General features: G+C 66.0%; 12 protein-coding genes. All 12 read left to right on the top strand.

Annotated features, from left to right (window positions below; translation table 11 throughout):
- Positions 1-352: 352 nt before the first annotated feature.
- The 12 genes from BRPE64_RS27665 to BRPE64_RS27610 are packed head-to-tail and all read left to right on the top strand — an operon-like array spanning position 353 to position 12,722.
- Positions 353-1,039 (top strand): beta-ketoacyl synthase chain length factor, encoded by a 687-nt coding sequence (locus tag BRPE64_RS27665; RefSeq protein ID WP_044043777.1) that lies wholly within the window; start codon positions 353-355, stop codon positions 1,037-1,039.
- Entirely contained in the window at positions 1,026-1,817 is a 792-nt protein-coding gene (locus BRPE64_RS27660) for a lysophospholipid acyltransferase family protein (RefSeq protein ID WP_016348281.1), read from the top strand. Before BRPE64_RS27665 ends, BRPE64_RS27660 begins: the two co-directional genes overlap by 14 nt.
- On the top strand, positions 1,798-2,097 hold the full coding sequence (locus tag BRPE64_RS27655; protein ID WP_016348280.1) for a phosphopantetheine-binding protein: 300 nt from the start codon (positions 1,798-1,800) through the stop codon (positions 2,095-2,097). The genes BRPE64_RS27660 and BRPE64_RS27655 overlap by 20 nt, the downstream gene beginning before the upstream one ends.
- A gap of 2 nt (positions 2,098-2,099) precedes the next feature.
- The gene (locus BRPE64_RS27650) at positions 2,100-2,351 is read left to right on the top strand and encodes an acyl carrier protein (RefSeq protein WP_173405482.1); all 252 of its coding nucleotides are present in this window, start codon (positions 2,100-2,102) and stop codon (positions 2,349-2,351) included.
- Complete coding sequence (locus tag BRPE64_RS27645) at positions 2,348-2,995, top strand: COG4648 family protein (RefSeq protein WP_016348278.1); 648 nt, start codon at positions 2,348-2,350, stop codon at positions 2,993-2,995. The genes BRPE64_RS27650 and BRPE64_RS27645 overlap by 4 nt, the downstream gene beginning before the upstream one ends.
- Positions 2,996-3,003: 8 nt before the next feature.
- Complete coding sequence (locus BRPE64_RS27640; protein ID WP_044043775.1) at positions 3,004-4,707, top strand: AMP-binding protein; 1,704 nt, start codon at positions 3,004-3,006, stop codon at positions 4,705-4,707.
- Positions 4,704-6,467 carry a glycosyltransferase family 2 protein gene (locus tag BRPE64_RS27635; RefSeq protein WP_016348276.1) on the top strand — a complete coding sequence of 588 codons (1,764 nt, stop codon included), beginning with the start codon at positions 4,704-4,706 and terminating at the stop codon, positions 6,465-6,467. The genes BRPE64_RS27640 and BRPE64_RS27635 overlap by 4 nt, the downstream gene beginning before the upstream one ends.
- A complete protein-coding gene (locus BRPE64_RS27630) occupies positions 6,454-8,043 on the top strand; it encodes an HAL/PAL/TAL family ammonia-lyase (protein ID WP_016348275.1) in 1,590 nt (529 codons plus the stop codon). Before BRPE64_RS27635 ends, BRPE64_RS27630 begins: the two co-directional genes overlap by 14 nt.
- The gene (locus BRPE64_RS27625) at positions 8,040-8,477 is read left to right on the top strand and encodes an acyl-CoA thioesterase (protein WP_016348274.1); all 438 of its coding nucleotides are present in this window, start codon (positions 8,040-8,042) and stop codon (positions 8,475-8,477) included. The genes BRPE64_RS27630 and BRPE64_RS27625 overlap by 4 nt, the downstream gene beginning before the upstream one ends.
- On the top strand, positions 8,465-9,100 hold the full coding sequence (locus BRPE64_RS27620; protein WP_016348273.1) for a LolA family protein: 636 nt from the start codon (positions 8,465-8,467) through the stop codon (positions 9,098-9,100). Before BRPE64_RS27625 ends, BRPE64_RS27620 begins: the two co-directional genes overlap by 13 nt.
- Entirely contained in the window at positions 9,097-11,541 is a 2,445-nt protein-coding gene (locus BRPE64_RS27615; protein WP_016348272.1) for an MMPL family transporter, read from the top strand. The genes BRPE64_RS27620 and BRPE64_RS27615 overlap by 4 nt, the downstream gene beginning before the upstream one ends.
- Positions 11,538-12,722, top strand: coding sequence for a beta-ketoacyl-[acyl-carrier-protein] synthase family protein (locus BRPE64_RS27610; protein ID WP_016348271.1), 1,185 nt, complete (start codon positions 11,538-11,540; stop codon positions 12,720-12,722). Before BRPE64_RS27615 ends, BRPE64_RS27610 begins: the two co-directional genes overlap by 4 nt.
- Positions 12,723-12,725 lie beyond the last annotated feature (3 nt).

Below are 12,725 nucleotides of genomic sequence, written 5' to 3'. Positions count from 1 at the left end.
TTTTGCGCATCCCGCGATCGGCACATCTCAATGCCGGTCGCATCATCAGAGCGTCGGCGAGATGTCATTTTTTGATAAATAAAACGAATGTCTTGCGTCGAAGCGACACAGGAAGATTTCGATCGTAATCAAACTGTAGAATCTCACCGCTGCAAAAAGCCTTGGGACGCTGGCGAACGACACGCATTCACGCGTGACAACGCTAAATAAACCCGGCGTCGTGCCGTTAACCTGCTCGTCGTCAATACATTCAGAAAAATAACGGGTGGCTCGGCCGCCTGACGATGCGCGTCTCGGCGTGCAATCGCAGGCCGTTCCCGCCTGGTTACAAGAACTCCACGCGAAAACCGACATGCCCGATCTGCACTGGACCATTCCGGTTGCTCGCTGGTCATTCTGGCCTGCCGCTGCATCCGCTGCTCCCGACCTCGGCTTCATCGAGCCGATGACGCGGCGCCGGCTCAGTACGTTGTCGCGTGCAGCGCTGAAGGTCGCGCACGACTGCGCCGCCGATGTGCCCACCGTGCGTACGATATTCGCATCGCGTCACGGCGAACTGCGGCGCACGACCGACATCCTCCATACCATCGACGCTGGCAAGACCGTATCGCCGACGTCCTTCAGTCTCTCTGTCCTCAACACGATGACCGGCGTGCTCGGCATCGTGCGCGGCGACCGCGCCGCCGCTAGCGCGCTCTCGGCGGGCAACGAAACGCTCGGCTACGCGCTGCTCGAAGCGCACGCGCAATACGCGACGGACGCATCGAGTCCCGTACTGCTTGTCTACGCCGACGAACCCGCCGATCCCGCCTACGGTCCGGTCGACGAGGACGTGGAAGGCGGTGCGCTCGCGATTTTGCTCGATAGCTCCGCGCAAACCGGGCGGCTCGAATGCGCATGCGTCGGCGGCTCCGATTCCGCGCACGTATCGTTCACATCGCAAAGCAGCGCCGTGCAGCACTGTCTCGACACGCGCGCGGCGAGCGCATGGCGCGGCAAACAGGCCCTGTGGCAATGGTCGTGGCATGAAGGCGCTTGATTATCACTGGCGCCTCGTCGCGACGGCCCTCGCGTTTGCAGCGTTCGGCATCTGCGGGCTCGGCTTCTCGCTGATCGTGTTCCCGCTCGCCGCGATCTGGCCGCATCGCGACTCGAAGCAGTGCATCATCGTCGCCATCATTCATGCGTTTTTTCGGGCGCTCGTCGCTGTGCTGGTGCGCGTCGGCGTGATGACGCTCGACGTCCACGGTGCTCGCGCGCTCACGCGCAACTCGCAGCGCGCGGCGATCATCGTCGCCAATCATCCGACCTGGCTCGATGTGATGGTGCTGCTGTCGCTCACGCCGCGCGCATGTTGTGTCGTGAAGAACGCGCACTGGAGCAACCCGTTCTTCTGGGGCGTGATGCGCGCCGCCGAATACGTGAGCAACGCCGACCCGGTCAAGCTCGTCGAAGCGGGCGCACGGCAACTCGCGCGCGGCTACACGATGATCATTTTCCCCGAGGGCACACGCAGTCCGACGCGCAACCGGATGCATGCGTTCTCGCGCGGATTCGCCCATATGGCCTTGCAGTCCGGCGCACCGATTTTGCCCGTGCTGATGGACTGCGATCCGCCCGCGTTCACCAAGGACATGCGCTGGCACGACGTGCCCGAGCGCGCATTCCATATGCAAGTGAACGTCCTCGATCCTTTAAGCGCCGTTGAACTCGCCGCGCGCGACGAACCGCCCGCGCTTGCCGCGCGAGCCGTGACGAGCGCGATCGAAGCCCACATTACCCAGCATCTGATCGACTATGGATTCTTTAAAGCTTGAAATCAAACGGCTTCTGATCGAGGCGCTCGATCTGGAAGACATGCAGCCCGATGACATCGACGACGACGCACCGCTCTTCGAGACCGACGGCGTCGGCCTGGATTCGATCGACGCGCTCGAAATCGGCATCGTGCTGCGCGAACACTATCACCTGAGCATCGCGGCCAACGACGAGCGCGCGAAAGAGCATTTCCGTTCGATCAACACGCTCGTCGCGCTGGTGGCCAGCCAGCGCGAGCTTGCGCATGTTGCGGACGGCACGACGAAAGAAGGAGTATGACCGTGACCGAAAACGAGATCCTTGAGCGCATCCGCGCGATCTTCAAAGAGAACTTCGCAATCGAGCCCGAGCGTGTGACGCCCGAGGCCCATCTGTTCGAAGAACTCGATCTGGACAGCATCGACGCAGTCGATCTCGCCATCAAGCTGCAGGAGATGACGGGCCGACGCATCAAGCCCGAAGAGTTCAAGTCGGTGCGCACGGTCGCGGACGTCGTGACCGCCGTCGAGTCGCTGCTCGTCGAACAGGAATGACACACTCGCCGACCGCGCGTGCGCCGGACGCGCATGCAAACGCCAACGCGCGCGGCCGGACCGGCTTCGCGCTGAATGTCGCGCTCAAGCTCGCTTATCCCGCGGTGATTCTCGGCGCGTGGTTCTGGAACGCGCCGCGCTACGCGGGGTGCGTGCTGTTCGCGCTGATCTGGCTGCAGCGTTGCATCGGCACCGGCGTCGTCGGCATGTCGCTGCGCAGGCTCACGCGCGTCGACTGGACCGTGGCGTTCATGCTGAGCGTCGCGTCTGCCGCGATCGTATGGACCGACAGCGAGCGTCTGCTGCACATCTATCCGTCGCTCGTGAATCTGGGCCTGCTGATCGCGTTCGGCGCAACACTGGTGCGCGGTCCGTCGATGATCGAAAAATTCGCGCGCATCGGCACGCCCGATCTGAGCGATGCCGCCGTGCGCCACACGCGCCGTGTCACGCAGATCTGGTGCGCGTTCTTCGCCGCCAACGGCCTGTTCTCGCTCTATACCGCGCTGTACTGGCGGCGCGAGGCATGGTCGCTGTACAACGGCGCGATCTCGTATGGACTCATCGGCGCGCTGCTGGTGGGTGAAATCGTATGGCGCTATCTCGTGATTCTGCCGCGTGCGCGGCGTGTGGAAACAGCATGAGAAGCGGCATGATCGCACTGCACGATTTGCTATGCACGCCACGCGACGCGCTCACGCCCGTATGTCGCGACGAGCGCGCCGGTACGGCGGACGTCATCATCACGCACGCGGCGTGGCGCACGCGCACGGCGGCGCTCGCGTGGTGGCTGCGCGAGCAGGACGCTCGCCGCTATGCGCTCTGCATCGACGATCCGTTCGACTTCGCCTGCGCGCTTTTCGCGCTGTTCGCGTGCGGCAAGGAGCCGGTGATTCCCGCGAGTTCGGCGCCCGGCTATCTCGCCGATCTCGCCGACGCCTACGACGCCATGCTGACGGACGACGATGTCCGCGCGCTGGCCGCAACGGAAACGGCGCGGTCCGCCACGGCGCCATTGCCGATCGACCCGCACGCGCCGCTCACGCTCTACACGTCGGGCAGCAGCGGCAGCCCCAAGCCGATCCACAAGACGCTCGCCCAGTTCAACGCCGAAGTGCGCACGCTCGAACGCGAATGGGGCACGCTCACCGCCAGTGCGACGATCCTCGCGAGCGTTCCGCATCGCCATATCTACGGGTTGCTGTTCCGCATTCTGTGGCCGCTTGCCGCCGGCCGCGCTTTCGATCGCGCGACGTGCGTCGAGCCGCAGCAAGTGCAGTCGCGCATTGCACGATGCGGCGCGACCGTGATGGTGTCCTCGCCGGCGCAACTCGCGCGTTGGGCGGCGCTCGCCGGTTTCGCGCAGCTCTCGCCCGCGCCGCGCGTGTTCTTTTCATCGGGCGGACCGCTCGCGGCAGACGCGGCGCACGACTACGCGCGCGTGTTCGGCGCATCGCCCGTGGAAATCTACGGCAGCACGGAAACGGGCGGCATCGCGTGGCGCAGGCAGAACGAAGCGGCGGCATGGTTGCCGCTGCAAGGCGTCGATGTCCGCCGGGCGGACGATGGCGCGCTCGAAGTGCGCTCGCCGCATCTGAGCCACGCCGGCTGGCATCGCACCGACGATGCCATTCTCTTCGACGATGACGGCCGCTTCCGCCTGCAAGGCCGACTCGATCGCGTGATCAAGCTCGATGGCAAGCGCGTGTCGTTGCCGGAGATGGAAGCGCGGCTCGCGCTGCATCCGTATGTGGCGCAGGCGTGCGTCGTGCCGCTCGCGGGGGCGTCGCGCGAGCGCGCGGGCGCCGTGGTCGCGCTGAGCGATGCAGGCAGCGCCGCACTCCGCGACGAAGGCCGCGTCGCGCTCGCGAAGACGCTGCGCCGTCATCTCGCCGCGTATTTCGACGTCGTGCTGTTGCCGCGCCGCTGGCGCTTTCGCATCGCGCTGCCGTTCGATGCGCGCGGCAAGCTGCCCGCAGCAGCCGTCGCGGCGGCGTTCGGTGTGCGCGCGGAAGGCTTCGAAGTGCTCTCCGAAGCACGCGATGGCGACAATCTCCGCTACGAACTGCGCGTGCCGCCTACGCTGATTCACTTCGGCGGTCATTTCCCGAATCTGCCGATACTGCCTGGCGTCGTGCAGGTCGACTGGGCGATCCGGCTCGCATCGGAGCACGTTGCGGGCGCGCGCGATGCAGCATCGATCGATCGTCTCAAGTTCATGGCGCCCGTGCCGCCGGGCGCGGTGCTCGACTTGCGGCTCGCGCACGACGCCGCGCGGCGCCGCGTTCAGTTCGCTTATCAACTGAACGGGCGCGACTGCGCGTCGGGCGTCGTCGTGTATCGGGAGCACGCATGAGCGGCGCGAGCGTGCGAACCTGCATCGTCATTCCGATCTACAACCACAAGGACGCGATCGGCGGCACCCTCGCGCGCCTCGCCGTGCATGGCTTGCCGATGTTCGTCGTCGATGACGGCAGCGACGAAGCCACGCAAGCAGTCCTCGCGCAGCTCGCCGCACACTACGCCGAGCAGATGACGCTGCTGCGCCTGCCCGAGAACGGCGGCAAGGGCGCGGCGGTGATGGCCGGGCTGCGTGCGGCGCGCCGAGCGGGCTACACCCACGCGCTGCAAATCGACGCCGACGGCCAGCACGACGCGAACGACGTGCCGGCGTTTCTCGCGGCCGCGCGCGCCGAACCGGACGCGGTAATTCTCGGGCGTCCCGTGTACGACGAAAGCGTGCCAAAGTCGCGTCTCTATGGCCGCTACGTGACGCACGTGTGGGTCTGGATCGAAACGCTGTCGTTCACGATCCGCGATTCGATGTGCGGCTTTCGCCTGTATCCGCTCGACGCGGTGTGCGCGCTGATCGACAGCGTGCGGCTCGGCACGCGCATGGACTTCGACATCGAAATTCTCGTGCGTCTGCACTGGCGGCGTGTCGCGTTCCGCACGGTGCCGACGCGCGTGACCTATGCGACCGATGGCGTATCGCACTTCGACGTGCTGTGGGACAACGTGCGCATCAGCGCGAGTCATACGCGGCTCGTGTGCGGCATGTTGCTGCGTCTGCCGATGCTGCTCGCGCACAAGGCGATGCCGCGCAGGACATCCGCACACGCGCGCGCCGAGACCGGCTGGTGGCGCGTCGCGGAGCGTGGCAGCCGGCTCGGCATGGCGCTGCTCGCGCTCAGTTGCCGGTTCTTCGGCATGCGTTTCACGGGGCTTTGGCTGCATCCGATCGTCGGCTATTTTCTGCTGACGGGACGCGATGCGCGCGCCGCGTCGCATCGCTATTTCGCGCATTTGCAGCATGCCGCGCCGGATGCGCGCACGCCGCGTCCCGGCTGGCGATCCGCCTATCGGCAGATGCTCGCGTTCGCGCAATCCGGGCTGGACAAGCTCGCCGCGTGGTCGGGCCGCATCGCCGAGGACGACGTCGTGTTCGACGAACCCGCCGCGTTCGAAGCGCTCGTCCAGAGCGGACGCGGCGCGCTCGTGATCGGCGCGCATCTCGGCAACCTGGAAATGACGCGCGCGCTCGCGGTGCGCAACGGCCACGCGAAGGTGACGGCCATCGTCTACACGGAGCATGCGAAGCGCTTCAACAGCGTGCTGTCGACGGCGCACGGCGACTTCGCCAAGCGGCTCATGCAGGTGAGCGACTTCGGCCCCGAGACGTCGATGATGATGAAGGAACGCATCGACGCGGGCGAATTGCTCGTGATCGTCGGCGACCGCGTGCCCGCGCGCGAATCGGGCCGCACGGCGGACGCACGCTTTCTCGGCGCGACGGCGCCGTTCGCGCAAGGCCCGTATGTGCTCGCGCATGCGCTCGGTTGTCCCGTCTACCTTTTCTTCTGCCTCAAGGAACGCGACGCAAGCGGCCGCGCGCGTTACCGGTTGTACTTCGAGCCGTTCGCCGAGCGCATTGCATTGCCGCGCCGCGAACGCGCGCAGCACATCGCGGCGTGGGCGCAGCGCTATGCGTCGCGTCTCGAGCACTATTGCCGCAAGGCCCCTTATCAATGGTTCAATTTCTTCGATTTCTGGGCGCGCCCCGGCAAAGCGACGACGGAAGGCGCAACGCCTGGAGGCAACGATGTCCGAGCATGACCTGATCGACGACCTTCGAGCGCCGCGCAATGCGCAGCAGGCCGTGACCATCGGCGGGCGTCATCTGACGATCGAAGAAGTCGTGTCGATCGCGACGCAACGTGCACCCGTGTCGCTGAACGCCGATGCCGGCTGGCGGGCGCGTATCGAACGCGGCGCGGACTTTCTGCGCCGCCATCTCGCCGCAGGCAAGACCGTGTACGGCGTGAACACCGGATATGGCGACGCGTGCGTCGTCGATGTGCCGATGGAACTCGTCGAAGCGCTGCCGCTGCAACTCACGCGCTATCACGGCTGCGGCATGGGCGCATATCTCGACGATGCGCAGACGCTCGCCGTCATTGCCGCGCGGCTGAACTCGCTCGCATACGGATTTTCAGGCGTGCGTCTCGTGCTGCTCGAACGGCTCGCGGACCTGATCAATCATCGCGTGCTGCCGCGCGTTCCGTCGGAAGGCTCGGTCGGCGCGAGCGGCGACCTGACGCCGTTGTCGTATGTGGCGGCGGCGCTCGTCGGCGAACGCGACGTGATGTTCGGTGGCGCACTGCGCGATGCTTCCGACGTCTGGTCCGCACTCGGCGTGACGCCGCTCAGGCTCGCACCGAAGGAAGGCCTGGCGCTCATGAACGGCACGGCGGTCATGACCGGCCTCGCGTGTCTCGCGTTCGCACGCGCACGTCATCTGACGCGGCTCGCCGCGCGTCTCACGGCGCTTTCGACGGTTGCGCTCGACGGCCGCGCGGCGCATTTCGACGCGACGATCTTCGCAGTGAAGCCGCACGCGGGCCAAGCCGAAGCCGCCGCCTGGATCCGCGCGGATCTCGCGGGCCGCGACGATACGCCGGGCCATCGGCTGCAGGATCGCTATTCGATTCGTTGCGCGCCGCACGTGATCGGCGTTGCGTCGGATGCGCTCTCGTGGATGCGCCGCGACATCGAAAATGAACTCAACAGCGCGAACGACAATCCGCTGATCGACCCGGACTCGGAGCGCGTGCTGCACGGCGGCAACTTCTACGGCGGACATATCGCGTTCGCGATGGACGCGCTCAAGACGGCCGTCGCGAATCTCGCCGACCTGATGGATCGCCAGCTTGCGCTGATCGTCGACGATAAATTCAACAACGGCCTGCCGCGCAATCTCACCGGCGCGACGCACGCGCGCGCGCCGATCAATCACGGCTTCAAGGCCGTGCAGATTTCGGCGTCGGCATGGACGGCGGAAGCGCTGAAGCACACGATGCCCGCGAGCGTCTTCTCGCGTTCGACCGAGGCGCACAACCAGGACAAGGTCAGCATGGGCACCATCGCCGCGCGCGACTGCCTGCGCGTGCTCGAATTGACCGAGCAGGTGGCCGCCGCTCACACGCTGGCCGCCGTGCAGGCGATGCAACTGCGTCTGCGGCTCGATCCGGAAACGCCTGTGCCCGCGCCGTTGCGCGCGTTCGCGTCGACGGTCGCGGCGGTTTCGCCTTTCGTCGACGAAGACCGCGCACTCGAACGCGATCTGCGCGCGTTGACGGCGCGCATCGCCGCGTGCGCGCTGGTCGATCCGAATGAAGGAGCCGCGTCATGACGGAACGCATGCAAGCCCGCACGCTTAAGGCGAGTGCGATCGTCGAAGTACCGTTTCACGATGTCGATGCAATGAACGTGTGCTGGCACGGCCACTATCTGAAGTATTTCGAAGCAGGGCGCTCGGCGCTGCAACGGGCGTTCGACTACGACTATCGCGAGATGCAGGCATCCGGCTATGTGTGGCCGGTGGTCGAGGCGCATCTGAAGTACGTGCGACCGGCAACATACGGGCAACGCATCGAGGTGCGCACGGAACTGCTCGAATACGAGAATCGCCTCAAGATCGGTTATGAACTCGTCGATTGCGAAACCGGCGTGCGTCTGACTAAGGGCTACACCGTTCAGGTCGCGGTCGAGGCGGCCACGCAAGAGTTGCAATTCGTGTCGCCGCCCGTTGTGTTCGACAAGCTGGAGCGGGTATGGGCACGTTGAAAATGATTCGCGCAGCATTCCTGGCGTCGCTGCTCGTGACCGCGCCTTTGTACGCCGCGAACGCGGATCAGGCGCTCGTCTCGCAGGTGACGTCGAGGCTCGCGCAAATGAAGGGCGTGCGTGCGCAGTTCACGCAGACGCAGACCCTTTCCGCGATGAAGCAACCGCTCGTAAGCACGGGCACGCTGATATTCGTGCGCGATCGCGGCGTGATCTGGCGCGTGGACACGCCTTACGCGGTGACGTTCGTCATCACCGACGCGGGCGTGGCCGAAGTCGATGCGAACGGCCGCCGCGTGCGCACGAAGAGCGCGCAGGGCGTGCGCGGCGTCGCGCAAGTATCGAAGATGATGCGCGCGATGCTCGGCGGCGATTTGTCCGCGCTGTATTCGCAGTTCGATGTCGATGCGCAAGGCACCGCGTCCGACTGGACCCTCGGCCTCAAGCCGAACCAGCCGCAACTGGCGCAAGCGATCCAGGGCCTGCACATGACGGGCGGCGCGTTCCTGCGCGGCCTGCAAATCGATCTCGCGAACGGTGACGTCACGCGCCTCGCGTTCACGAAGAGCGAAGCGATCGACGAATTGCCGTCAGCGGATCGCGCATTGTTGAGCACGCCATGACGCCGTGGCATTGGCAACGCACGGCAACGCCATGCCGCATCAGGGCCGCATGGTTCGCGCTTGCGCTCGTCGCCGTGTTGTATTGCGTCCATCGCTTCAGCGGGCCGTCGCCGCTGGAGACCAACTTGCTTGCGCTGCTTCCCGCGACCGAAGCGAATCCCGTCGCCGAAAAAGCCGTGGATCAACTGGCGAATGCGCTCGGCGACCGCACGGTGTTCCTCGTGTCGAGCTCTGACGCGGATCATGCGAAGGCCGCCGCCCGACGATTCGGCGCGACATTGAAAGAGAGCGGCGCGTTCGCGTCGGTGACGGCGGATTTGCCGCCGTTCGACATGGCGCAGATCGGCGCGCTCTACACGCCGTATCGCTTCGGTTTGATGACGCGCGATGATCGCGATGCACTCGCGCACGCATCCGACGGCGACCAGTCGCTTCGTAACGCGCTGATGCAACGCGTCTACAACCCCGTGCGCGGCCCGCTTGCAACACAGCTCGCCGACGATCCGTTCGGCTGGCTCGAACACTGGCTGTCGGACTTGCCGCTCGCGACCTCGAATCTCGATCTCGACGACAACCTGCTCGTCGCGCATCGCGGCGACATGACGAGCGTGCTCGTCGTCACGACGCTGAACGGATCGGCCTATGAGTCGCGCGTGCAGCGTGCGGTGCTGACCGCAACGGCGCAGGCGGAAGCGTCGCTGCATGCCGCATGGCCCGATGCAACCGTCGCGCGCGCGGGCGCCGTGTTCTACGCGGAGTCGGCGCGGCGGGCCTCGGAACGGGAAGTGCATTTGATCGGCATCGCGTCCGCGTGCGGCATCGCGCTGCTGATGATGTGGGTGTTCCGCTCGCCGCGTTTGCTGCTGCTCGGCTTTCTGTCGACGGCACTCGGCATTGCCGGTGCGCTGTCCGTGACGATGGCCGTGTTCGGCAAGCTGCATCTGCTCACGCTCGTGTTCGGCGCGAGCCTGATCGGCGAGGCCGTCGATTATTCGATTCAGTATTTCGTCGTCTATCTCGGCGCACCGCGCGACTGGGACGCGCAGCACGGCGCGCGCTCGGTGCGGCCGGCACTCGCCGTGGCGCTCGCGACCAGTCTGCTCGGCTACGCGATCCTCGCATGGGCGCCGTTTCCCGCGCTCAAGCAAATCGCCTGTTTCGCGATGACCGGCATCTGCGTTGCGTTCGCCTCCGTGATGTCGCTGCTGCCCGCGATGTTGCCGAAAGGACCGAGAGGGCCGAAAGGACCGAAGTCCACGCAACGGCGCGCGTTCGCGCGTGCGGCCGTGCTGCTCACGCACTGGCAGCGCGCGATCGGTGCGAAGCGTCCGTGGCTGGTCGCGGTTGTGATCGTCGTCGTTTGCGCGCCCGGCTGGCTGCTGCTCACAAGTGACGACGACATCCATCTACTGATCCAACGCGATCCCGCGCTCGTTGCCCAGGAAAATCAGGTACGCGATGCAGTCGGTATCGACAACACGGCGCAGTTCTTCGTCGTGCAGGGCGCGTCACCGGAGAGCGTGCTGCAACGCGCCGAGGCGCTCGGCGACAAGCTGGACGCGCTGCCGGGCGATCAATCCGTCGATGGCTGGCGCTCGATCACGCAATTCGTGCCGTCGCAGAAGCGTCAATCTGACGTCCACGCACTGCTCGCGCAACATGTGTTCGACCATCCCGACAGCTTGCGCGCAACGCTACTGCAAACCGGTTTTCGCGACGACGTCGCGCGTGCGTGGATCGATTCGTTCGCGCGCAATGACACGCCGCCGCTGACCGTCGAGCGCTGGCTCGCGACGCCGTGGTCCAGGCCGTTTGCGCATTTGTGGCTCGGTGCAGTCGAAGCCAAAGGCGCGCGAGCTTATGCGGCTATCGTGATGCCGCGCCGCGTGACGCCTTCGAATCTTCCCGCGCTGATCGCGACGGCGCACGCGATGGAAGGCGTCGCGTTCGTCGACAAGGCGGCGAGCGTGTCGAAGCTCTTCGGCGAATATCGTCTCGACAGCGCCATGTGGCTCGGCGGCGCACTGCTGCTCGTGCTCGTGCTGATGATCGCGCGTTATAGCTTGCGTGGCGGAGTCGCGACGACGCTGCCCGTGCTGCTCGCAATCGGCGTGACGCTCGCGGCTTTCGGCTATGCGCGCGTGCCGGTCAATCTATTCAACTGCCTCGCGCTGATGCTGGTGATCGGCGTCGGTGCCAACTACGCCGTGTTTCTGCGCGAAGGCTGGCTGCGCGCGGGCGCCGACATCGGCGCGGTCTGGACGGGCGTGCTGCTGTCGGCCGCGACGACGCTGTTGTCGTTCGGCATGCTCGGCATCAGCGCCATGCCCGCGCTCAAGAGCTTCGGCGCGACGCTCACGCTCGGCATTCTGATCGCGGTTTTGCTCGCGCCGATGGGCATGCCCGCCGAATTGCCCAAGGAAGGGAGGAAACACGCATGACGCTGCCGCCTGTCTATCTGCATGCGCTCGGCATGATCAACGCGCTCGGTAGCGATACCGCATCGGTCGCGACGGGGCTCGCCGCGTCGCAATCGCCCGGTATGGGGCCGATGACCATGAAGAGCGGCGACGCATTCGTCGGCCGCGTGCTTGCGCCGCTCGACATCGCGCCGCCCGCCGCGCTGGAGCGCTTCGACTGCCGCAACAATCGCTTGCTGCTGGCCGCCCTCGAACTGATTCGCGACGATATCGAAGCGGCGCGCGCACGCTATGGGTCCGCGCGCATCGGTGTGGTGCTGGGCACGAGTACGTCGGGGATCGGCGCGGCGGAAGAAGCCTTCGCGCATCGCGCGAAGACGGGCGCGCTCCCGCCACGCTTCGACTATCGGCAAATGGAAATCGGCACGGCCGCGCCGTTCGCGGCAGCCGCGTTGAACGTGCAAGGCCCCGCGTTCACGGTGTCGACCGCGTGTACGTCGAGTGCAAAGGCGTTCGTGTCGGCTCGTCGTCTGTTGCAACTGAATCTGTGCGACGCGCTGATCGTGGGCGGTGTCGATACGCTGTGCGAGCTGACCGTGCAAGGTTTCGCATCGCTCGATTCCGTGAGCCCCGCGCGCACCAATCCGATGAGCCGCAACCGTAACGGCATCAATATCGGAGAAGGCGCGGCCGTGTTTATGATGACGCGTGAAGAAGGCGCCGTGCGGCTCGCGGGCGCGGGCGAATCGAGCGATGCGCATCACGTATCGGCGCCCGATCCGCAAGGTATAGGCGGCGAAATCGCGCTTCGTGCGGCGCTCGCGGATGCGCACGTGCAGCCCGGCGGCATCGGCTACGTGAACATGCACGCGACGGCCACGCGCAAGAACGACGAAATGGAAGCGCATCTGATGGCGCGCGTTTTCCCGGACGGCGTGCCCGCAAGCGGCACGAAGCCCTTCACCGGCCATCTGCTCGGCGCGGCAGGGGCGACGGAACTCGGCTTCGCGTGGCTCACGCTCGCCCATGACGATATGCCCTTGCCGCTGCATCGCTGGGATGGCGAAGCGGACGCCGCGTTGCCCGCGCTCGATCTGGTGCAGACGCAGCGTCGGCTTCCGCGCGCGACGGGCACGCGCCACGTCATGAGCAATTCCTTCGCATTCGGCGGCAGCAATGTCAGCCTCATTCTCGCGGGTTGAAGA

Origin of the sequence: Caballeronia insecticola (genome assembly GCF_000402035.1) — a bacterium.
GTDB lineage: Bacteria > Pseudomonadota > Gammaproteobacteria > Burkholderiales > Burkholderiaceae > Caballeronia > Caballeronia insecticola.
Note: the sequence above shows the minus strand (reverse complement) of the source record. Positions and strands in the feature narration are given on the sequence as shown.